Genomic DNA, 22,273 nt, shown 5'->3' on the forward strand with positions numbered 1-22,273 from the left:
CCGGCGGACCCCGGCGCGGGACTCCCGGACGAACGGGACGCGGGAAATGGTCGAACCCGACGAAGCCCCCCGGTCCCCGTCCTCAGCAGGATGGGTGGATGGCTGACCTCACCCACCTGCGGAGCCTGCTCGACAGTCAGGCCGCCTCCCTCCAGGTCCCCGGCGCCGCCGTCGGCGTGATCGTCGACGGTGAGGAGCACGTCCTCACCACCGGCGTCACCAGCGTCGAGGCCCCGGCCGCCGTGACGGGCGACACGCTGTTCCAGATCGGATCGACCACCAAGACGGTCACCGCGACGGCCGCCATGCACCTCGTCGAGCGCGGCCTGCTCGACCTGGACGGCCCCGTACGGCGCTACCTGCCCGATCTGCGGCTCGCCGACGAGCGGGCGGCCGAGGAGCTGACCGTCAGGCACCTGCTCACCCACACCGGCGGCTTCCTCGGCGACATCGACGACGGCGACAGTTGGGGCGCCGACGCCCTGGCCGCCTCCGTCGCCACCTACGACCGGCTGCCCCAGCTCTTCGCGCCGGGAGAACTCGCCTCCTACAGCAACGCCGGATTCAGGCTGCTCGGCAGGCTCATCGAGGTCGTGTGCGGCGAGCCGTACGAGACGGCGGTGGGCAGGATCGTGCTCGGCCCGCTGGGGATGGAATCGAGCTTCTTCTTCCCCTGGGAGGTCGCGCCAAGGGCGCACGCCGTCGGGCATGTCGTCCGGCAGGACGGCCCGCACGCCGCGCACTCCTGGGGGTTGTTCCGCGACGCCATGCCCGAGGGCGGGCTCGCCTCCTCGGTCCGCGACCAGCTCCGCTACGCCGCCTTCCACCTGGGCACCGCCACCGTGGACGACGAGCCGGTCGGGGCCGCGACCAGGGAGCTGATGCGGCGCGAGCACGTCCACCTCGGGGCGCCGTGGAGCGGCATCGGCCTGCCGTGGCTGCTTGAGGAGCGGGCGGGCCTGCGGCTGGTCACGCACGGCGGCAACATCGGCAACCTGCAACTGTCGACGTTCGTGATGGTCCCCGAGCGCGGCTTCGCCGTCACCACGCTCACCAACTCGGCCCCCGGCAAGGCGCTGGGCGCGCTGGTGACCGACTGGTGCCTGGAGCACCTGCTCGGCGTGGCGCCCCAGCCCGTACGGCTGCCGCTGCGCGAGCCCGGGCCGGAGTACGCGGGCGACTACGACGCCGGGCAGTGGACCCTCGCGGTGGACGAGAAACTGACGGCGCGGTTCGTGCTGCGACCCCACCTGGTGGCCGCGGGGGTCGAGGGCATGCCCGACATGCCGCTCGCGCTGGTGGAGGGCACCGACGACCTGACGCTCGCCACCGACCCCCGGCAGGCCATCGGCCGGTTCCTGCGTGACGAGACCGGACAGATCACGTTCCTGCACCTGGGCGGCAGAGCCGCCAGACGCGTGCGCTGAGCCGTACCCCGAAAGACCGGGGCACGGCTCAGCACCGGCGAGATCGGCGCGATCAGGGCTCGTAGGCGAGGTTCGGGCGCAGCCAGCGCTCGGTCTCCTCCAGGCTCATCCCCGTACGGCGCGCGTAGTCCTCGATCTGGTCTCGGCCGAGCCGCCCGACGGTGAAGTAGCGGGCGGAGGGGTGGGCGAAGATCAAACCGCTGACGCTCGCCGCCGGGGTCGTCGCGTAGGACTCGGTGAGGACCATGCCGTGCGACTCCGCGCCGAGCAGGTCGAACAGCGTCCGCTTGCGGGTGTGGTCGGGGCAGGCCGGGTATCCCAGCGCGGGCCGGATGCCCCGGTAGCGCTCGGCGTGCAGGTCCGCGAGGTCGGGCTGGGCGTCCGGCTCGAACCAGGAACGGCGGGCCTGCAGGTGGATCAGCTCGGCGAACGCCTCGGCGAGACGGTCGGCGAGCGCCTTGACCAGGATGGCCTGGTAGTCGTCGTGCCGTGCCTCGTAGCGGGCGGCCAGTTCCTCGGCGCCGTGCACGGCGACCGCGAACCCGCCGAGGTGGTCACCCGCGGGCGCCACGTAGTCGGAGAGGCAGCGGTTGGGCCGCCCCTCCGGCTTGAGCGTCTGCTGACGCAGCATCGGGATCCTGATGCCGCTCTCCAGCACCAGGTCGTCGCCCTCGGAGTGCGTGGGCCAGAAGCCGTAGACGCCCTCGGGCCGCAGCGAGCCGTCGGCGATGATCTGGTCGAACAATCGCTGACCGTCGTCGTACAGGTCACGGGCGGCGGGCTGCTCAAGGATCGCGGGGAAGTTGCCCTTGAGCTCCCAGGCCAGGAAGAAGAAGCGCCAGTCGATCATCTCGCGCAGCTCGGTCAGGCTCGGCGTGACGACCTTCAGGCCGGTGAACTCGGGGACGGGGATCGCGTCGAACGCCGGGCGTTCCGCGTTCGCGCGGGCCTGCTCAAGGGTGAGCATCGGTTGGCGGCGCCGGTTCTCGTGCGCCTCGCGCAGCGCCTGCTGCTCCTCGCGGTTGGCGGCGTCGAGCGCGTCGGCCCGGTCGGCGTCCAGCAGGTCGGAGACGACCCCGACGACCCGGGAGGCGTCCAGGACGTGCACGACCGTGTTGCCGTAGGCGGGGGCGATCCGCACGGCCGTGTGCTGCCGTGAGGTGGTCGCGCCGCCGATGAGCAGCGGAAGCTTCAGGCCGCGCCGCTCCATCTCGGCGGCGACCGAGACCATCTCGTCCAGCGACGGGGTGATCAGCCCGGACAGGCCGACGGCGTCGGCGCCCTCCGCGACGGCCGTGTCGAGGATCTTCGCGGCGGGGACCATGACCCCCAGGTCCACGACCTCGTAGTTGTTGCAGCCCAGGACCACCCCGACGATGTTCTTGCCGATGTCGTGGACGTCGCCCTTGACCGTGGCCAGCACGACCTTGCCCTGCCCCTGGCGGGTCTCCACCTCCCCGGCGAGCCTGGCCCGCTCCTTCTCGGCCTCCATGAACGGCTCAAGGTAGGCCACCGAGCGCTTCATCACCCGGGCGCTCTTGACGACCTGCGGCAGGAACATCTTGCCCGAGCCGAACAGGTCACCGACGATCTTCATGCCGTCCATGAGCGGGCCCTCGATGACCTCAAGGGGACTCGCGACGATCTTGCGGGCCTCCTCGGTGTCCTCCTCGACGAAGTCGGTGATGCCGTGCACCAGCGCGTGCGCCAGCCGCTCGGCGACGGGCTGCTCCCGCCACGACAGGTCCACCTTGCGCTCGGTGCCGCTGCCCGAGACCGTCCGCGCGAACTCGATGAGCCGGTCGGTGGCGTCCTCGCGGCGGTCGAACAGGACGTCCTCGACGTGTTCGAGCAGGTCGGCGGGGATGTCGGCGTAGACCGCGAGCTGCCCGGCGTTGACGATCCCCATGTCCAGCCCGGCCCGTACGGCGTGCAGCAGGAACACCGAGTGCATCGCCTCACGCACCACGTCGTTGCCGCGGAAGGCGAACGACAGGTTGGAGATGCCGCCGGAGGTGAGCGCGCCGGGGCAGCGCTCCTTGATCCGCGGCAGCGCCTCGATGAACTCCTTGGCGTAGCCGTTGTGCTCGCTCATGCCGGTGGCCACGGCCAGCACGTTGGGGTCGAAGATGATGTCCTCGGGGGCGAAGCCGATCCGCTGCGTCAGCAGGTCGTAGGCGCGTCCGCAGATCTCGACCTTGCGGTCGGCCGTCTCGGCCTGGCCCGTCTCGTCGAAGGCCATGACGACGACGCCTGCGCCGAAGGCCTTGACCTTGCTGGCCTGCTCAAGGAAGGGCTCCTCGCCCTCCTTGAGGCTGATGGAGTTGACCACGCCGTTGCCCTGCACGCACTTGAGCCCGGCCTCCAGCACGCTCCACCGCGAGCTGTCGATCATCACCGGGATCCTGGCGATCTCCGGCTCGGTCGCGATGAGGTTGAGGAAGGAGGTCATGGCCTGCTCGCTGTCGAGCAGGTCGGCGTCCATGTTGACGTCCAGCAGGTTGGCGCCGCCCCGGACCTGCTCGGCAGCCACGTCGGCGGCGGCGTGGAAGTTCCCGGCCTCGATGAGGCGGCGGAAACGCGCGGAGCCGGTGACGTTGGTGCGCTCGCCGATCATGACGAAGCCGGTGTCCGGGCCGATCTCGAAGGTCTCCAGGCCGGAGAAGCGGCTGCGCCTCGGGGGGTTGGCGACCTTCCTCGGCGCCTGGCCGGTGACGGTCTTCGCGATCTGCTCGATGTGCGCGGGGGAGGTGCCGCAGCAGCCGCCCACGATGTTGACCAGTCCCTCGGCCGCGAACTCGCCGATCAGGTGCGCGGTCTCGTGCGGGGTCTGGTCGTAGCCGCCGAAGGCGTTGGGCAGACCGGCGTTGGGGTGCGAGGCCGTGTAGGTGCCCGAGAGCCGGGCCAGCTCCTCCACGTGCGGGCGCATCTCCGCGGCGCCGAGCGCGCAGTTCACGCCGACGACCAGCGGCTTGGCGTGCTTGACCGAGTTCCAGAACGCCTCGACCGTCTGGCCGGACAGGGTGCGCCCCGACAGGTCCACGATCGTCACCGAGATCCACAGCGGCAGGTCGGGGGCGACCTCCTGGGCCGCGGTGATCGCCGCCTTGGCGTTGAGCGTGTCGAAGATCGTCTCAACGAGGAGCAGGTCCACGCCGCCGTCGGCCAGGGCCGTGATCTGCTCGGCGTAGGCCGCCTTGACCTGGTCGAACGTGACGGCCCTGTAGGAGGGGTCATCCACCTTCGGCGACAGCGACAGCGTGACGTTCAGCGGCCCGATCGACCCGGCGACGAACCTGCCGCCCGCCTCGTCGGCGGCCTGCCGCGCCAGGCGCGCGCCCTGCAGGTTCATCTCCCGCACGTGCTCCTGCAGGCCGTAGTCGGCCTGGGCGATGCTCGTGGCGGTGAAGGTGTTGGTCGTGGTGATGTCGGCCCCGGCGGCGAGGTACTGCCGGTGCACGTCGAGGATGAGGTCGGGCCGGGTGATGTTCAGCAGGTCGGGGTCACCGGCGACGTCCATGGAGTGGTCGGCGAACCGGTCGCCCTGGTAGTCCTGCGGGGTGAGCTGCGCGCCCTGGAGCATCGTGCCCCACGCGCCGTCGAGCACCGCGATCCGCTGGTCGAGGATCTCCCGTAGCCGCCGCGTCCGCTCCTGACGCGTCTCGGCCGGCGCTGTCGTGTCCACTTCGAGGCCTCCCTTCGATGGGAGGCGCCCTTGTTCGAGTGGTGCAGGCCGAGCGTGGCGGGCAGGAGCCCGTTGCAGCGCCTCTCGACCTGAGAGCCAATCTTACTCACGCCGCCAAACGTTTTGTGATCCCATGGGCCACAGGACAAACCCCCGGAAAGCGACCGCCGTACATCTCGTCGCAGGTTGCCCGCGCCCGACCCGTCGGCGACGTGGCGGGAAGGGAACAATCTTGAGCCCCCATTCAGGGTCCGGCCCCGGAGAGATCACCCCCGACGGCTGCGCCGTGGAGTTCTACGACCTCCTGCCGCCGATGGGCGAGGCGGAGATCGCGCACGCCGCCCTGCCCGCCGGGGCGTCGATCCTGGAACTCGGCTGCGGAACCGGCAGGATCCTGCGACCCCTGGCCGGGCTCGGCCACCCGGTCCTGGGGGTCGACGAGTCCCCGGCGATGCTGGAGCGCCTCGCGGGGCTGCCCGCCGTACAGGACCGGATCGAGTCTTTGCGCCTCGGCCGTGTCTTCGACGCGGTCCTGCTGGCCAGCACCCTGATCAACACGGATCCGGTACGGCGCCGCGCCTTCCTGGAGACCTGCCGCGAGCACGTCGCCCCGCACGGCACGGTCGTTCTGCAGCGGGCCGCGCCGGACTGGTTCGGCATGGTCGAACCGGCGACGTACGAGCACGACGGCATCCGGCGGGTGGTCAGGAAGGTCCACCGGGACGGGCCGCGCGTGGACGTCGTGATCGACTATCACGTCGGCGAGCGGACCTGGACCCACGCCTTCAGCCGTCACCCCGTTGACGAGGAGGAGCTCACCGCGGATCTGGCGTCCGTACGGCTGCGCCTCGGCCGCTGGCTCACCGCCGACCGCACCTGGTTCACCGCGACCGCCTGATCAGGGGCAAACCCGCGTACAGGCGTTCGCGCAGCGCCTCGGCCCTGACGCCGATCTCGGCGAAGTCGTCGGGCCCCGGCTCGCCGTCCACCAGGACCTCCGGGGCCAGGAGCGCCGACAGCGGCGCGCCGGGGTCGGGGTCCTCGACGCCGCCGAGCTCCAGGTCCGCGAGGTCCAGGTAGCCGGGGGCGAGCGTCCTGCCCCGCAGGGTGCCGGTGACCAGGTCGGGGTGGAACCCGTTCCACAGGATCGTCACCGTTGTGCGCAGGTCGCCGTGGATCGTCACGAGCTTGTCGGTCCAGTTGCCCACGAGGGTCTCGACCTCGACGTCGCCCAGCACGATCAGCTTGACGTCGCCTTCGAGGAGGAGGTTGGCGGCGCGCAGGCTTCCCAGGACGACCAGCGCCGAGGAACCGTCGTCGATGTTGACGATGTTGCCCTCGACGGTCAGGTCACCGTCGATCACGTAGCCCGTCGCCTGGTCCGGCGTGTCCGCGCACCACGGGGAGGCGTCGTGGTCGTCGAGGGACAGCTCCCCGGTGACCGGGACGTTCCCGGGACACAGGATGTACTCCTCCTCGTAGAGGTCGCGGTAGGTCTCTCGGGGAAGGCCACGCCGCTCGAAGAGCTCGACCGCGGCGGCCCAGGACAGGTAACTGCTCGACATGGACCGTGACCCTAGCGGCGATCACCGACATCCCGGCGCAGCGGAGGTCGCCGCCCCCAGGTGGCCCAGCGCCAGAGCCACTCGACGGGCCCCTGAGGGTGGCGGCGCAGCCACAGGCCGGAGAACACCCGCTGGGCCACGAGCACGGGGACGGCGATCGACAGGACGGTCACGGAGGACCAGCCACTGGGCGGGCCGCCAATCATGTGGCCGATCCCCAGGACGAGGACCGTCGCGGTCAGGTAGTTGGTCAGCGCCATCCTGCCCAGCGGCACGAAGACGGCCCGCAGCGCCGGGCCGAGCGGCGTCCTGAGCAGGACCAGCAGCCCGCACACGTAAGCCCCCGCGAGCAGCAGCCCGGCCAGCGCGAACCCCGGCCCCTCCGCCGTGCTCTGCCACCACAGGACGGGCACCGCCGCCACGGCGAGCAGCGCTCCCAGTACGGCGGGCCACCCGGCCGTGTGCTCGATCCGGGCGACCACCCCGTACCGGGTCAGGGCCGACCCCAGCAGGAACAGCCCGGGAACCAGCGTGAAGGGACCGCCGGACAGGACCAGCGACGCCACCACGAACACGGCGGCCAGCACGGCGACGGCGGAGCGCGGCAGCCACGTCGAGGGCAGCAGCACCACCAGGCCGACGACGGCGTAGACGGCCAGGATGTCGCCCTCCCACAGCAGCAAATGGTGTGCCAGGCCGATCACGAGCAACGCGAGGAGCCTGCGCAGCAGGACCACCCGGGGCCGGGCGGTACGGCGCGCGGCGGAGTCGAACAGCAGGGAGAACCCGACGCCGAACAGCAGCGAGAAGATCGGGAAGAAGCGCTGGTCGACGAACAGGCCCATCCAGGCCGCGCCGTTGTCCGGGGTCACGGCGGCGGCGCCGCTGGCGGCTATCGGCTGGACGTTGGCCAGCAGGATGCCGCACAGCGCGAACCCGCGCACCACGTCGAGCGCGGTGACCCGTTCTCCCCGCGCCTGGCCGTACTCCATGGGGGTGGTTGACATGGTTCCCAAGCCTGTGGGCCGTCCCCGGCGGGGGGATCGACCGGAAGGGGGAGATCATCGGCGTGGGGCACTACTTTCGGTCGAGGAGGCGGTTGTTCGCTGGGAAAAACACCGAAATAACGGCATTTTTTCGTGCCGCTTTGGCGGGGTGGTCGTGGCGACCTGAAAAGGGTGGTGACAAGGTACACGAAAACCCAATAATGGGCCATTGTGGTGATTTTTCGCCGCATGGATTCCATAGCCGTACAGGCAACATATCCGCAGGCAGGGCCGTATCATAAAAGGGGGAAAATTCCGAATAAAAGCGATTGTTCACCCACCTGACCATACCGCCAGGAAATTCAGCCGGAACCGAATCTGGCGGCAAGCAAAAACGATATCTACGCTTCTTCATATGAGCAGAGCTTCATATGTTGCCGCCGACGAGAGCTGCGCGGTGCGGATGGTCGATCCCGACCGGGTCGTCACGGTCGCCGGGGCGATGCCGGGGACGGAGTCGATCGAGGAACTCGCCGGGGTCTTCGGGCTGCTGTCCGACCCGGGGCGGCTGCGGGTGATCATCGCGCTGCTCGAAGGCGGGGAGATGTGCGTGTGCGACATCGCCGCGGCGTGCGGCCACAGCGAGTCGGCGGTCTCCCACACGCTGCGTCTGCTGCGCGCCCACCACGTCGTGCGGGTGCGCAGGTCGGGGCGGATGGCCTACCACCGGCTCGACGACTCCCACGTCCGGATGCTGCTCGACCTCGGCCTGTCCCACGTCAGCCACACCCCTGACACGGAGGCCCCGTGACCGCACCCCACGAGGAACACAAACACGGTCACGGTCATGGGCACAGTCATGGGCATGGCCACGCCGTCTCGGCCGACGCGGACCGGCGTTACCTGACGGCCGCGCTGGTCGTGCTGGTGGTCTTCATGGCGGGCGAGGTCGTCGCGGGGGTGGCCGCGCGGTCGCTGGCGCTGATCTCGGACGCGGGTCACATGCTGACCGACGCCGCCTCGATCGTGTTCGCGCTGGTGGCGATGCGCCTGTCGGCCCGCCCGCCCCGGGGCGGCTTCACCTACGGCCTCAAGCGGACCGAGATCCTCTCCGCGCAGCTCAACGGGATGAACCTGCTGGTGCTCGGCGGGCTGTTCTGTTACGAGGCGCTCCACCGTCTCGTCACGCCGCCGGAGGTCGAGGGCGGCCTGGTGCTGGTGACCGCGCTGGCCGGGATCGTCGTCAACGCCGTGGCCACCTGGCTGCTCGGCAGGGCCGACAGGTCAAGCCTCAACGTCGAGGGCGCCTTCCAGCACATCGTCACCGACCTGTACGCCTTCGCCGCGACCGCCGTCTCCGGCCTGGTCGTCCTGCTGACCGGCTTCACCAGGGCCGACGCCGTCGCCACGCTCGTCGTCGCGGCGCTGATGTTCAGGGCGGGCTACGGCCTGGTCCGCGACACGGGACGGATCTTCCTGCAGGCCGCCCCCGAGGGCATGGTCCCGGCGGAGATCGGCGCCAGGCTGGCCGGTCAGCCCGGCGTCGCCGAGGTCCACGACCTGCACGTGTGGGAGCTGGCCTCGGGCTACTCGTCCCTGTCGGCGCACGTGTTCGTCGGCGGCCCCAACGACTGCCATGCCGTACGGCACCGCCTGCAGGGGTTGCTCGCCAACGCCTACGGGATCACGCACACCACCCTGCAGGTCGATCTCGTCCCGGAGGGGCGCGCGGGTGGGGACGGGTGTCTCGACGCCGGGCACTGCGCCGATCCGCACGGTCCCCACTACCTGTCGCCGCGCCGGTGAGGGGCTCCGTGGCGGTCGTGGCGCTGGTGTGCCTGCTGTCGGCGTGCTCGGGCGGCCAGGGCGGGGACACGCTGGAGCGGGTGCGCGCCACGGGTGTGCTGCGGGTGGCCATCACCGAGGCCAACCCGCCGTGGAACTTCCTCGACGACAGGGGCCGTCCCGCGGGCTACGACGTGGACGTGGCCGGGGAGGTGGCCAGGAGGATCGGCGTCGGCCACGTGGAGTTCGTCGGCGCCGACTTCGCCAACCTCGTTGGGGGAGTTGTCGCGGGCCGCTTCGACCTCGTCGTCGCCGGGCAGACGGCCACCGAGGAACGCGGCAGGCAGGTCGCCTTCTCCCGCCCCTACGCCGTCAACCGCATCGCGGTCTTCGTCCGCAGGGGCGAGACCTCCATCGGTGGTCCCAAGGATCTGGCGGGCAGGAGGATCGCCGTCTCCGAGGGCACCGTGCAGGCCGACTTCGCCCGTACGCGGGTCCCCGGCGCCGAGGTCAGGACCTACCGCAACGCGATCCTCGGCCTGACGGACCTGGCGCACGGGCGGGCCGACGCCGCGCTGGTCTCCTGGTTCCAGGGCGTCCACCTGGCCACACGGAACGGCCTGCCCGTCATCGCCGTCGGCCCGCCGCTGCGTGTGTGCACCCTGTCGATGTCCTTCGACAGGCGCTCCCCGGCCTTCCGCCGGGCCGTGGACAGGGCCGTCGGCGACATGGTCGGCGACGGCACGCTCACGGTCATCTCCCGCCGCTGGCTCGGCGGCCTCGACATGGCGGCCGAACTCCGCAAGTTCCCGGCCGCCCGGACCGGTTGAACCCCCTCTCGGAAGGAGCCCGTCCGATGAACCCGCTCGTCCCGCCCATGCCCGGCCTGCTCACCGGCGTGGCCGTCACGCTCCTGCTCGGGGTGACGTCGTTCGTGCTCGGCCTCGTGCTGGGCGGCCTCGTCACGCTGGCCAGGCTCTGCCGGAACCGGCCGCTGCGGGTGGCCGCGATCGCCTACGTCTCGGTGTTCCGCGGCACGCCCCCGCTGGTCCAGCTCATGCTGGTGTACTTCGGGCTTCCGCAGCTCGGGGTGCGGATCCCGCCGATCCCGTCGGCGATCCTGACCTTCACCCTCTACGCGGGCGCCTACCTGAGCGAGAACCTGCGCGGCGGCGTCCTGGCCGTCGAGCGCGGCCAGTGGGACGCGGCGGGTTCGATGGGGATGTCCCACGGTCTGGCCCTGCGCCGGGTCGTCCTGCCGCAGGCGCTGCGGGTGGCCACCCCCGCCATCGGCAGCCGGTTCATCTCGCTGATGAAGGACACCTCCCTCGCCTCGGTGATCACGGTGGTCGAGCTGACCCGGGTGGCGGAGACCTCGGGCAGTTCCTCCTTCCGCTACGTCGAGGCGTTCACGGTCGCGGGCGCCGTCTACTGGCTGATCAACACCGTCCTCTCCGCCGGTCAGGAAACGCTGGAACGACGGCTGGGAAGGGCCTACGCGTGAACGGGAACGTCGCCATCGACGTGCGGGGGCTGCACAAGAGCTTCGGCGAGACCGAGGTGCTCAGGAGCGTTGACCTGACCGTCTACAGCGGCGAGGTCGTGGTGATCATGGGGCCGTCCGGGTCGGGCAAGACCACGCTCATCCGCTGCATGAACCTCCTGGACGAGCCGGACGCGGGCAGCGTCACGGTGCACGGCAGGACCCTGAGCTATCCGGCGCGGGGGAGCGGCAGGTCCAGGAGACGCCTGATCCGTGACATCCGGGTCAGGACGGCCATGGTGTTCCAGCACCTCAACCTCTTCCCGCACATGACCGTCCTGCAGAACGTCATCGAGGGGCCGATCTCGGTACGGCGCCTGCCCCGCCCCTACGCCGTGGAGATGGGCGAGCGGCTGCTGGCCCACGTCGGTCTCGGCGACAAGCGCGACGAGTATCCGGCGCGGCTGTCCGGGGGGCAGCGTCAGCGGGTCGCCATCGCCAGGGCGCTGGCCATGGAGCCGGAGGTCATCCTCCTCGACGAGCCGACCTCGGCCCTGGACCCGGAGCTGGGCGCCGAGGTGCTGCAGACCATGCGGAGCCTGGCGGCCTGCGGGATGACCATGGTGGTCATCACCCACGAGATCCCCTTCGCCAGGGAGGTCGCCGACCGGGTGGCCTTCATGGACGCCGGTTACATCCTTGAGGAGCAGCGGCCGAGTGTCTTCTTCGGCGCTCCGGCGACCGCCCGCGCGAGATCGTTCCTCCACCTCATGACCGAGGACGACGACCCCCGCCCCGGCCTTGAGCAAACAGGGTGACAGGAAACCACCCCCGACCACGACGACCGGTGATTCGAAAGGTTCGGTGAGGCACGGCATGAGCGAAGGATGCAGGGAACCCGGAGACCACGAGCACCCCCCGCCGCGGTTGCTGACCCCCCACGACGTGCGCAGCAAGGTCTTTCCCACGGTCCGGCTGCGGGAGGGCTACGACCTGGCCGAGGTGGACACCTTCCTGGGCGAGGTCGAGTTCACCCTGCGCCGGGTCCTGCAGGACAAGCAGCGCCTGTCGGTCCAGTTGGCGGCCTGCCGGGGCGCCCCCGAGGAGGACGGCGGGGCGCGGGTGCTGGCGCGGGCGCAGCGGGCCGCAGAGGTGATGGTCGCCCAGGCCGAGCAGGAGGCCATGACGATCATGGCCGAGGCGCGCACCCTGGCCGCGGCCGTCGAGCGTGAGGCCTTCGAGCGGGCCACGGCCCTGGAGCGCGAGGTGCGGGAGCGCCACCGCCAGATCACGCACTCCCTCGACACGGCCTGTACGGCGCAGCAGCGCGCGATCGACGACCTTCGCGAGCTGGTCAGCCAGCACGGCGACCTCCTGACGGAGGTGCTGGACGGTCATGTGGAGCACCTGCGGGACCTGCTGCGCGGGTTGCGGGAGCAGCGCGCGCCCGAGCCACGTCCGCAGGCGCTTCCCGACCCGGCGAGAGGTGGCCGATGACGCAGTACGCGGGGCAGCCGCCCGGGGGTGGGGCGTGGGCGGCGGTGGTGCTGATCTCGGTCTCGACGCTGGCCGGGGCGTGGCTGGCCAGGCGCGCCTCGGGGCGGTTGACGGTCTGGCTGGCGGTCGCCTCGGCGGTGATGCTGATCGTCGCGCTCACCGACATGCTTCCCGACGCCTGGCGGGACGCGGCCGAGACCGGGGTGCCGCTGTGGGTGGTCGGGATCGCGGTGGCGTTCGGCTTCCTGGTCGTCACCTACTTCACCCGCAGGGGGTGTGCCTGCCCGTCGGAGTCGGGTGGGCGTCCCGGGGGCGCGCACGCCCCAGGGCGGCATCGCAGGCTGAAGGACGCGGTCAACGCGGCGTTGTTCGGCGGGATGGGGACCGCGGCCGCGCTCACCGTGCACCGGGCGATCGAGGGGGCGACGCTGGCGCTGACCGCCTCGGCCGTCATGGTCGTGGCCCTGATGGTGCACTCGGCCAGTGAGGGGCTGGCGCTGGCGGCGCTGCTGGACCTGGCCGGGCAGCGGCTGGCTCCCTGGCTGGTGGTCTCCTGCGCCAGCCCGGTGGCCGGTGTCCTGGTCGCCACGGTCCGTCCCCTGCCCGCCCAGGCGGTTCCGGTGCTGCTCGGGACGGTGACCGGGGTGCTGCTGCGCACCGCGATGGTGGGCCTGCGGCTGGCCACGGGAGGGAAGGGGGAGGGTGGGCTGTCACGGCGGCAGCTCGCCTTCGCCGCGCTCGTGGCGATCACGGTCGGTGTCTTCCTCGCGATGTCCCACTGACGTCCGGCTGTCGAAGTCCGGGGCCGGAGTGACCGGCCCCGGATTTTTCGGGCATGAGGCCGGGGGCGGCTGCCCGTTTCCGTCACCCCACCCTTGACATGCATTGCATGCAATGCATACTTGTGACATTCCGTCATGCGAGCGGGGGAGGGGTCACGGCGGCGACGCCGTACCCCCCGGACGGTCCCGTCCCGCTCGCAGCGCCCTTCGTGAGGTGACCATGCGCCAACGCCACGACCTGCTCATCGCGGGCACGTACCTGATATCAATGGATCCCGACATAGCGGACATTCCCCAGGCTGACGTCCTCATCCGTTCCGGTGAGATCGTCGAGGTGGGTCCGCACCTGCCCGGCCGGGAGGCCGGAGGCGCGCAGGTCATCGACGCGGCGGGTACGGTGACCCTTCCCGGGTTCGTCGACACCCACTGGCACCTGTGGAACTCGCTGCTGCGCGGCACGGTCAGCGACCGTCCAGGGCGGGACTATTTCGCCGTCAAGCGTGCGCTCGCCCCCCACTTCGAGCTGGGGGACTTCTACTGGGCTGCCCGTTTCGGGCTGGCCGAGGCGGTCTCCGGCGGCATCACCACGGTGCACAACTTCGACCACAACGTCCGTGGCCCCCAGGACGCCGACGCCAACATCCAGGCGCACCTGGACTCCGGGCTGCGTGGCCGCTTCTCCTACGGCCCCCCGGACTCGGCCCCCTCCACCAGCCCCAACGACCTGGACGACCTGGCCAAACTGCGGGCCCGCTGGCCGGAGGACCACCTTGACGGACGGCTCGACTTCGGCGTCGCCGTACGCGGGCCGTACCGGACGCCGCCGGAGGTCTATGAGCGCGAGTGGCACGTCGCGCGGTCGCTGGGGATGCCGATCACCATGCACTGCGACCGGTGCCTGCGGGAGGAGGGCTGCCGCTCCTGCGGGCTGACCCGGCTTGAGGAGCTTGGCCTGCTGGGGCCGGACGTGCAGGTCATCCACGCCGTGCACGCCAGCGGGCAGGACATCGAGGCGCTGGCCCGCACCGGGACACGGGTTTCGCTGAGCCCCATGACGGAGATGCGCACGATGGGGTTCCCGCTGCTCACCGAGCTTCTGGAGGCCGGGGTGCAGGTGTCGCTGTCGCTGGACACGCTCGCCATGCCGACCAGCGCCGACATCCTCGGGCACCTGCGCGCGATCATCTCGGTCGAGGTCGCCCGCACCGGCTCCGGCACGGTCACCCCGCGCAGGCTGCTGCAACTGGCGACCATCGACGGCGCCAGGGACCTCGGCCTCGCAGACCGCGTCGGCTCCGTCACCCCCGGCAAACGCGCCGACCTGGTGATCCTGCGCTCGACCGACGTCAACCTGGTCCCCTCCGGCGACCCCGCCGAAGCGCTCGTCTACACGGGCCAGATCGACAACATCGACACCGTCGTCGCCGACGGGCGGGTGCTCAAACGGCACGGACGCCTGGTGTTCGACGACGACGACAACCCCGTGACCATGGCCGCGACCTGCCGTGACGCGCTGCTGCGCAGGGCGGCGGCGGCCGGTGACTGGCAGCTCTGACCGGCCTGTTCCGACCGGCCCGCGAGGGCCCATCCCCCCACCACGCACGACCATTCGAAGGAGGCCGCGATGAGCGCAGCCCCGATCCCCGAGATCTCCTCCCCGCCGGGACGCGCGCCGTCCCCCAGAGCCGCCGTCGCGATGTTCGGCCTGCTGCTGCTCGCCTACGCCGTCAACGCCATGGACCGCATGGTCTTCCCGGTGCTGCTCGTCGAGGTGCGCGGCGAGTACGGCTTCAGCCTTGAGGCGGCCGGGTTGCAGGCCACCGTCTTCGCCCTGGGCATGGGCCTGGCGGGCCTGCCCGCCGGATGGTTCCAGCGCACGCTGGGCCGCAGACGCACGATCGTGCTGGGCACCCTGGCCTTCTCGCTGGCCACCGCGCTGACCACGGTCTCGGTCGGGTTCACCGACATGCTGCTGTGGCGGGTGCTGTCCGGCGCCGGTGAGGCGCTCCAGCTCGCGGCGATCATCACCGTGGCCTCCAACGCCTTCCCGGCCCGCAGGGGAATGGCGATCGGCAGTGTCAACACCGCCTTCGCCGTCGGATCGATCATCGGTCCGGCGCTGGGCAGCGTCCTGCTTGAGGGGTACGGCACCTGGCGGGCGCCGATGCTGGCCTACGGCGCCATCGGCGTCGCCCTGGCCCTGGCCATCATGGTGCTGGTCTCGCCGCGCTTCACCGAGATGGACCCGGGGACGGCCTCGGCCGTGCACTCGGGAGGCGCGGCCTCGCTGCTGGCCCGCAACCCGCTCACGCTCGCCGTCATCACCGCGCTCTTCGGCCTGACCGACTTCGCCTTCATCGGCCTGTACGCCAGCTACCTGCGGGAACAGCTGCACTTCAGCGCCGGTGAGGCCGGGTTCGTCGTGGGACTTTCCGGCCTGGCGGCCTTCGCCTCCCCGCTGGGCGGCCTGCTGGTCGACCGGCTGAGCCCCCGCGTCCTGATCGTGGCGCTCAACCTCGGCGTCGCACTGTGCGGGGCAGCCCTGTTCCTGGGCCCCGGCACGATGACCTGGCAGGCGGTCTTCTCCTTCCTGTTCGGGCTCTTCGCCAGCAGCGGCGTGTACGTCGCCGCGGCCGGATACCTCGTCAAGTCCGTCAACGGCGAGAACGTCAGCCGCGCCGCGGGAATGTTCGTCACCTGCGTCTACGTCGCCGCCGGGGTCGCCGGGCTGCTGTTCAGCAGCCTGGTCACGGCCACCGGCTGGACCACGGCGGCCATGGTGCAGATCGTCGGCTTCTCCGTCCTGGGTGCGGCGCTGGCCCTCGTCCTGCGCCCCCACCTGTTCAGCACGACCACCACCCGGCACCACTGAGGATCACCCACCCATGACCACACCCGTGCTCTGGCAGCTCGCCCAGACGACCGTCCCCGTCGAGGGAAGGGCCGAGGAGTTCCCCGTCCGCCGCGTCTACTGCGTCGGGCGCAACTACCTCGACCACATCCGGGAGATGCGGGAGGGCGACGAACGCGACGACCCGTTCTTCTTCCAGAAGCCCACCGACGCCGTCGTCGGTGACGGCTCGGCCGTCCCCTACCCGCCGCAGACCGCCGACCTGCAGTTCGAGGGCGAACTCGTCGTCGCCGTCGGCTCATCCGCCTCGGCCGTCAGCCCGCGGGAGGCGCTGGGGCACGTCTTCGGCTACGCCGCCGGGATCGACCTGACCCGGCGCGACCGCCAGCGCGACTGCCGCGACATGGCGCGCCCCTGGGAGGCGGGCAAGTCCTTCGACAACTCGGCGCCCTGCGGCGTCATCCTGCCCGCCGAGCGGGTCCCCTCGATCCTGACCGGGCAGCTGGCGCTGAGCGTCAACGGCCACGAGCACCAGCGCACGAGCCTGGAGCTGATGATCTGGAACGTTCCGGAGATCATCAGCCACCTGTCGCACTCCTACCGGCTGATGCCCGGCGACCTGATCTACACCGGCACCCCCGCGGGCGTCGCCGCCGTACGGCCAGGGGACCGCATCCGCGTCGAGATCACCGGCCTGCCCGCCCTGACCGTCACCATCAGCGAAGGAGACCCCCGTGCGTCCCAGTGAACGACTCGCCTACGACCCCATCGAGGGCCGCGACCGGCTCGTCCTGCCCGGCGGCGGGCGGATGGTGGTGTGGGTCATCGTCAACGTGGAGACCTGGTCCGACACCGACCCCATGCCCCGCACCGTCCTGACCCCGCCCGCGGGCGGCATCCCGGCCCCCGACGTGCCCAACTGGGCCTGGCACGAGTACGGCAACCGCGTCGGCTTCTGGCGCCTGATGCACGCCCTGGACCGGCAGGGGGTGCGGGCCGCGCTGGCGATCAACGGGCAGGCCGTCGAGCACTACCCGCAGATCACCCGGGCCGCGCTGGAACGCGACTGGGAGTTCGTCGGCCACGGCCTCACCCAGCGCAACATGCAGAAGGTCGAGGACGAACGGGCCGACATCCGGGCCACCACCCACGCCATCGAGGCCGCGACCGGCCGGCGGCCCCGCGGCTGGCTGGGCCCCGGACTGACCGAGACCTGGGAGACGCCCGACATCCTGGTCGAGGAGGGCTACGAGTACGTGTGTGACTGGGTCCTCGACGACCAGCCGGTCGAGTTGGCCACCAGGACCTCGCCCATCGTGAACGTCCCCTACACCCAGGAGTGCAACGACGTCGCGATGATGCTGATCCAGCACCACCCGGCCAGGGAGTATCTCCAGCGGGCGACCGACCAGTTCGACCAGATCTACCAGGACGCCGCGGACTCGGCCCGCGTCATGGCCCTGGTCGTCCACCCCTACATCATGGGCGCCCCGCACCGCCTGAAGTACTTCGAGCGGGCCCTGCAGCACATCCGCACCCACCGCGACGTGGAGTTCTGGACCGGCGAGCAGATCCTCGACTGGTACACCAAGTCCCGACCCGCCTGACCCCACCGGTGATGGCCGCGGCCGACAGGTCGCGGCCATCACGGAGCGATGATTGCATGCAGCGTATACTGGAGAGATGGCCACCCCTTCGGACTCCCCTCCCGGCAGTGCCCACGCGGTCTACGCGACGCTGCGCCACCGCTTCTCCAACGGCGAGTACGCCCCGGGACAGCGGTTGACCGAGGCGGCCCTGGCCGCGGACCTGGGGGTCAGCAGGACACCGGTGCGTGAGGCGATCGGCAGGCTGCTGACCGACGGGCTGGTCGTCCCGGCCGCCAGGGGCGTCGCCGTCGCGGCGCTGACCCCGGCCGAGGCCGAGCACCTGTTCACGCTGCGCGCCGACCTGGAGGCGCTGGCCGCGGAACTGGCCGCGTCCCGGCAGGCGCTCGGCATGCTCGCCCCGGCCGAGATCACCGCGCTCGACCTGGCCGTGGACCGGGTCGAGGAGGCGGTCAACGCGCACGACCCCCGGGCCTCCGCCCAGGCCAACCTGGCCCTGCACCGCGCCATCGGCGCCGCGGCGGGCAACCCCTTCCTTGAGGACGCCCTGCACCGGGTGTGGGACCGGATCGCGGTCACCACCGTGGCGAACCTGGACGACCCCCACTGGGCGGGCGCGATCACCGAGCAGCACCGCGCCATCGTCGCCGGGATCCGCGCAGGTGACCCCGAGGTCGCGCGCAAGGCGGCCAAAACACACATCGAGGCCGCGGGCCGCGCCTACCGCCCGGCTCCCTGACCCCGGAAAACCGGTTGCGTTCCGCCGGCGCGCGGGTGACATCATGAGGCCGTCCAGCGCACCGACCGGGGAGAAAGCAATGCGGCGAGTCTTCGAAACATCTCAGCCCCTTTTCCGGACGAGAGCTTTCGAGGACTTCTCCACCCATGCCCACCGTGAACATCGGTCTTCTCGCCCACGTGGACGCCGGTAAGACCAGCCTGACCGAACGTCTCCTCTTCGACACCGGCGCCATCGGGCGTCTGGGCAGCGTCGACGCGGGAAGCACCCAGACCGACACCGGCGACATCGAACGCAGCCGAGGCATCACCATCCGTTCCGCGGTCGCCCCGTTCCAGACCGGTGACCTGCAGGTCAACCTGATCGACACGCCGGGACACGCGGACTTCGTCGCCGAGGTCGAGCGCGCGCTCGGCGTGCTCGACGGCGCCGTGCTGCTGCTGTCGGCCGTCGAGGGCGTGCAGGCGCACACCCGGGTCCTGATGCGGATCCTGCGCGGCCTGCGGCTGCCCACCCTGATCTTCGTCAACAAGATCGACCGCTCCGGCGCCCGCCCGCCGGAGGTGCTCGACCGGATGCGCCGCACGCTGTGGCCGTACCTGCTGCCCATGGGCTCGGTCGAGGACGCCGGAACGGCGGACGCGCGCGTGACACCCCTGCCGCCGCACGACGCGCGGGCCGCCGAGATCCTCGCCGAGCACGACGACGCGCTCCTCGAAGACCTCGTCGTGGGCAGGACGCCGGGGGCGGCGCGGCTTGAGGCGGCGGTGGCCACGCAGACCGCCGCGGCCGTACTGCACCCGGTGTTCTACGGCTCCGCCCTGGGCGGCCAGGGAGTCGGCGACCTCATCGAGGGAATCCGCCGCTACCTCCCGGTCCCACCCACCGGCGACGGCCAGGTCCGGGGGACGGTCTTCGCGATCGAACCGGGCCCCGCCGGGGAGCGGGTCGCCTACCTGCGGCTGCGCTCCGGTGAGCTGCGCGCCCGCGAGCGCGTCACCTACCGCCGCCACGAACCCGGTGGCGGTACGGCGCAGCGCACCGAGCAGATCACCGCCCTGCGGGTCGTCACCCCGGGCCCGGCCACCGGCAAGCCCCTCATGGCGGGCGACATCGCCAGGGTGCGCGGTCTGTCCGGTGTCCGCGTCGGCGACCGGATCGGCCCGCTGCCGCCCGAGTCCGCCGCCTGTTTCCCGCCGCCGAGCCTGGAGACGCTCGTGCGTCCGACGCCGCGGCGGGACGCGGCCCGGCTGCGCGCCGCGCTCGTGCGCCTGGCCGACGAGGACCCGCTGATCCAGGCGCGCGTCACCCAGGACGGGGCGACCTCGCTGCTGCTGTACGGGGAGGTGCAGAAGGAGGTCATCGCGGCGCGGCTGGAGCGCGAGTTCGGCGTCGTAGCCGTCTTCGAACCTTCGACCCCGGTCTACACGGAGCGGCCCGCCGGGACGGGGGCGGCCTTCGAGCTGATGAACCACCGGCGTGGGGTGCCCGACTTCTGGGCGACGGTCGGCCTGCGGGTCGAGCCGGGCACGCCCGGCTCCGGCGTGTCCTTCCTGCGCGAGGTCGAACTGGGCGCCCTTCCCGCCGCCTTCGACCGGGCGATCGAGGAGAGCGTCCACGAGACCCTGGGCCAGGGCCTGTACGGCTGGCCGGTGACCGACTGCGCCGTCACCCTGACCCACAGTGGCTTCGGCGGCCCGGTCAGCACGGCGGCCGACTTCCGCGGCCTGACCCCGCTGGTCCTCATGGACGCGCTGCGGCTGGCCGGGACCCACGTGTACGAGCCGTGTCACTCCTTCGAACTGGAGATCCCCGCCGAGACGCTCGGCCCCGTCGGCGCGCGACTGGCCGCGCTCGGCGCGCGCCTGCACGGCTCGGCCTCCCGGGGTACGGCCTGGCTGGTGGAGGGGGAGATCCCGGCCGGGGCCGTCCACGCGTTCCAGCGGGAACTGCCCGGCCTCTCACACGGCGAGGGAGCGTGGTGGTCGACCCCCTCGGGGGACCGCCCGGTGGGCGGGGTGCCGCCCACGCGTGAACGCACCGACGGCAACCCCCTCGACCGGGAGGCCTACCTGCGCCACCTCGCCGCCAGGTGAACCGGGCACACCCCCGCCCGCGGGCGGGGGTAGTCTCTGACTCGCCGAGACCGGCTGGCCGTGTGGTTGTGAAGGTGGGACACATGCGGATCGGAGAGCTGTCGGAGCGCACCGGCACCCCCCGCAGGCTGCTGCGCTACTACGAGGAGCAGGGGCTGCTCCTGCCCGAGCGCCACCCCAACGGCTACCGGGTCTACGACGAGCGCCTCGTGGACCGGGTCATGCAGATCAGGGGCCTGCTCGACGCCGGGCTGCCGACCCGGATCATCCGGCAGATCCTGCCCTGCCTGGACAAGCCCAGGGTCATCCACTGCGCGGACACGACCCCGGACATGATCGCTACCCTGGAGCACGAGCGCGACCGGATGACCGAGCGCATCCAGTCGCTGGTCCGCAACCGGGACGCCATCGCCGACTACCTCGACGCGGTACGCCTCACCCAGGACGAGGCCACCACGCGAGGGTGAGCCGGTCGTCAGACGCGCCGCACGAGGAGGTCGGGGTCGGCCTCGACGCTGACGTCCGCGCGGACGGGCAGGCATTACGCTGCGGCGCCGAGGAGCCCGTGCGCGGTCGCGAACCCGAACTTCACAGGCCTTCCTGTAGGCCCGGAACTCCTACAGCTCCGGCCAGCCGCCACTCGGTTGATCAGTGAGTACGGCGACGGGGTGCCAGGGCATCGGTGACCTTGGCGATCGCTTCGGCTCCGGGTTTGACGTAGCGCATGGCGGTGCGGGGGTTCTTGTGGCGAGTCTTGCCCATGATGAGCTGTAGCGGGACTTCGGCTTCGCCGAGGTGGGTGGCGGCGGAGTGGCGCAGCTGGTGCAGGTCGAGGCCGGCGTGCTTGTCCAGCAGGACGCGGGCGCGGTCGTAGCCGAGGCGGGCGCGGCCGGTGTGCGGGCAGATGTCGGCGGCCGCCGGGCGGCGGGCGGGGACGGGGCGCCGTTCGGACAGGAAGAGCGGGCCATGGGTGCGCGTGCTGCCGTCCGGGAGTCGGAGCAGACGGGGCAGCAGGTGAGCGGTACCGCTGTCCCAGTACACCCATTCGATGGCGCCGCCCTTGGACCGGACGGGTGCGCGGCGGTGCTCCAGGTCGAGGTCCTCGACGTTCAACGCAAGGATCTCCGCGGCTCTGGCCGCCGTTTCATAGAGCATGCGCCAGAGCGCCCGCTCCCGGAGCGGGATGTCACGGCGCGAAAGCAGCCGGTGGATGGTCGTCTTGGCCACCGCGCGGGTCTCGTCAGCGCTTTCCTTGCGGCGTTCGGCGTCGGCCGGGACTGACGGGGCTGCCCAGTGCTTCTTGGTCTGGCACCAGATCAGCCATGAGGTGACGGCGGCGCGGTTGCGGTTCCAGGTCGCCGGCGCGCATCGGCCCCACTGCTCGGCGAGCGCGGCGCCGATCTCGGTGTCGGCGACTTCGGCGAGCGGCCGGTCACGGCCGATGAGGGCGATGACGCGGTCGATGGCCGAGGCGTAGGCGCGGTGGGTGTTGGGGTTGGCCGTGCGCGAGGTGGCGAGGAAGGCGTCGGCGGCCGCGGCGAGGGTGACGTGCCCGCCGCGAAGGGCGGCGATCTTCGGCGCGGCGCTCATGCCGCCCGCCAGGCGAAGCCTTCGGTGATGTACTGGATAACGTGCCGGAGTCGCGCACCGCCCCGGCGAGACGTTCTCCAGGTCGTCGCGCCGCCGTGGTCGCTCATGTACGTGATAATAGATCATTATCACGTACATGAGCGGTCGTCGGCAGCACCGAGGAACTGGGTATGAAGGTCG

General features: G+C 71.4%; 20 protein-coding genes and 1 riboswitch. Of the genes, 16 read left to right on the forward strand and 4 right to left on the reverse strand.

Annotated elements, in window-relative coordinates:
* Positions 1-98 precede the first annotated feature (98 nt).
* Positions 99-1,427 (forward strand): serine hydrolase domain-containing protein, encoded by a 1,329-nt coding sequence (locus tag FHS44_RS10275; RefSeq protein WP_184713741.1) that lies wholly within the window; start codon positions 99-101, stop codon positions 1,425-1,427.
* A gap of 52 nt (positions 1,428-1,479) precedes the next feature.
* Here FHS44_RS10275 and metH read toward each other — a convergent pair whose 3' ends face one another.
* A complete protein-coding gene (gene metH, locus FHS44_RS10280; RefSeq protein ID WP_184713742.1) occupies positions 1,480-5,112 on the reverse strand; it encodes a methionine synthase in 3,633 nt (1,210 codons plus the stop codon).
* A gap of 15 nt (positions 5,113-5,127) precedes the next feature.
* Positions 5,128-5,204: riboswitch (S-adenosyl-L-homocysteine riboswitch) on the reverse strand.
* 140 nt (positions 5,205-5,344) lie between these two features.
* Between metH and FHS44_RS10285 the strand changes: the two genes are divergently transcribed.
* On the forward strand, positions 5,345-6,010 hold the full coding sequence (locus FHS44_RS10285; protein WP_221460640.1) for a class I SAM-dependent methyltransferase: 666 nt from the start codon (positions 5,345-5,347) through the stop codon (positions 6,008-6,010).
* On the opposite strand, the gene FHS44_RS10290 is transcribed toward FHS44_RS10285, so the two are convergent.
* A complete protein-coding gene (locus tag FHS44_RS10290; protein ID WP_184713744.1) occupies positions 5,994-6,677 on the reverse strand; it encodes a hypothetical protein in 684 nt (227 codons plus the stop codon). The two genes, FHS44_RS10285 and FHS44_RS10290, sit on opposite strands and share 17 nt — an antisense overlap.
* An 11-nt stretch (positions 6,678-6,688) precedes the next feature.
* Positions 6,689-7,684 carry a DUF418 domain-containing protein gene (locus tag FHS44_RS10295; RefSeq protein WP_221460641.1) on the reverse strand — a complete coding sequence of 332 codons (996 nt, stop codon included), beginning with the start codon at positions 7,682-7,684 and terminating at the stop codon, positions 6,689-6,691.
* A 394-nt stretch (positions 7,685-8,078) separates the two neighbouring features.
* Here FHS44_RS10295 and FHS44_RS10300 point away from each other — a divergent pair, with 394 nt between their 5' ends.
* The 14 genes from FHS44_RS10300 (at position 8,079) to FHS44_RS10365 (ending at position 20,970) form a co-directional block, all read left to right on the forward strand.
* Positions 8,079-8,474 (forward strand): ArsR/SmtB family transcription factor, encoded by a 396-nt coding sequence (locus FHS44_RS10300; RefSeq protein ID WP_246435397.1) that lies wholly within the window; start codon positions 8,079-8,081, stop codon positions 8,472-8,474.
* On the forward strand, positions 8,471-9,469 hold the full coding sequence (locus FHS44_RS10305; protein ID WP_184713745.1) for a cation diffusion facilitator family transporter: 999 nt from the start codon (positions 8,471-8,473) through the stop codon (positions 9,467-9,469). Before FHS44_RS10300 ends, FHS44_RS10305 begins: the two co-directional genes overlap by 4 nt.
* Before the next feature lie 8 nt (positions 9,470-9,477).
* Positions 9,478-10,278 carry a transporter substrate-binding domain-containing protein gene (locus FHS44_RS10310; protein WP_221460642.1) on the forward strand — a complete coding sequence of 267 codons (801 nt, stop codon included), beginning with the start codon at positions 9,478-9,480 and terminating at the stop codon, positions 10,276-10,278.
* Positions 10,279-10,304: 26 nt separating this feature from the next.
* Positions 10,305-10,952 carry an amino acid ABC transporter permease gene (locus FHS44_RS10315; protein ID WP_184713747.1) on the forward strand — a complete coding sequence of 216 codons (648 nt, stop codon included), beginning with the start codon at positions 10,305-10,307 and terminating at the stop codon, positions 10,950-10,952.
* Positions 10,949-11,749 carry an amino acid ABC transporter ATP-binding protein gene (locus tag FHS44_RS10320; protein WP_184713748.1) on the forward strand — a complete coding sequence of 267 codons (801 nt, stop codon included), beginning with the start codon at positions 10,949-10,951 and terminating at the stop codon, positions 11,747-11,749. The genes FHS44_RS10315 and FHS44_RS10320 overlap by 4 nt, the downstream gene beginning before the upstream one ends.
* 58 nt (positions 11,750-11,807) lie before the next feature.
* Complete coding sequence (locus FHS44_RS10325; protein WP_184713749.1) at positions 11,808-12,428, forward strand: DivIVA domain-containing protein; 621 nt, start codon at positions 11,808-11,810, stop codon at positions 12,426-12,428.
* Positions 12,425-13,210, forward strand: a complete 786-nt coding sequence (locus tag FHS44_RS10330) for a ZIP family metal transporter (protein ID WP_184713750.1) — start codon at positions 12,425-12,427, stop codon at positions 13,208-13,210. The genes FHS44_RS10325 and FHS44_RS10330 overlap by 4 nt, the downstream gene beginning before the upstream one ends.
* A 220-nt stretch (positions 13,211-13,430) precedes the next feature.
* The gene (locus tag FHS44_RS10335; protein WP_184713751.1) at positions 13,431-14,765 is read left to right on the forward strand and encodes an amidohydrolase family protein; all 1,335 of its coding nucleotides are present in this window, start codon (positions 13,431-13,433) and stop codon (positions 14,763-14,765) included.
* Between the two features lie 69 nt (positions 14,766-14,834).
* Complete coding sequence (locus tag FHS44_RS10340) at positions 14,835-16,082, forward strand: MFS transporter (RefSeq protein ID WP_184713752.1); 1,248 nt, start codon at positions 14,835-14,837, stop codon at positions 16,080-16,082.
* 13 nt (positions 16,083-16,095) lie between these two features.
* Positions 16,096-16,809: a fumarylacetoacetate hydrolase family protein gene (locus FHS44_RS10345; protein ID WP_184713753.1), complete on the forward strand. Its 714-nt coding sequence runs from the start codon at positions 16,096-16,098 to the stop codon at positions 16,807-16,809.
* Entirely contained in the window at positions 16,796-17,668 is an 873-nt protein-coding gene (locus FHS44_RS10350) for a polysaccharide deacetylase family protein (RefSeq protein WP_184713754.1), read from the forward strand. Before FHS44_RS10345 ends, FHS44_RS10350 begins: the two co-directional genes overlap by 14 nt.
* Before the next feature lie 76 nt (positions 17,669-17,744).
* Positions 17,745-18,407: a GntR family transcriptional regulator gene (locus tag FHS44_RS10355; RefSeq protein WP_184713755.1), complete on the forward strand. Its 663-nt coding sequence runs from the start codon at positions 17,745-17,747 to the stop codon at positions 18,405-18,407.
* 146 nt (positions 18,408-18,553) lie between these two features.
* Positions 18,554-20,503, forward strand: a complete 1,950-nt coding sequence (locus FHS44_RS10360) for an elongation factor G (RefSeq protein WP_184713756.1) — start codon at positions 18,554-18,556, stop codon at positions 20,501-20,503.
* Between the two features lie 83 nt (positions 20,504-20,586).
* Complete coding sequence (locus FHS44_RS10365; protein WP_184713757.1) at positions 20,587-20,970, forward strand: MerR family transcriptional regulator; 384 nt, start codon at positions 20,587-20,589, stop codon at positions 20,968-20,970.
* A gap of 181 nt (positions 20,971-21,151) precedes the next feature.
* Here the strand turns inward: FHS44_RS10365 and FHS44_RS10370 are convergent, their stop codons facing one another.
* On the reverse strand, positions 21,152-22,093 hold the full coding sequence (locus tag FHS44_RS10370) for a tyrosine-type recombinase/integrase (RefSeq protein WP_184713758.1): 942 nt from the start codon (positions 22,091-22,093) through the stop codon (positions 21,152-21,154).
* Positions 22,094-22,273: the final 180 nt, after the last annotated feature.

It is taken from the genome of Streptosporangium saharense (genome assembly GCF_014203715.1).
Taxonomy (GTDB): domain Bacteria; phylum Actinomycetota; class Actinomycetes; order Streptosporangiales; family Streptosporangiaceae; genus Streptosporangium; species Streptosporangium saharense.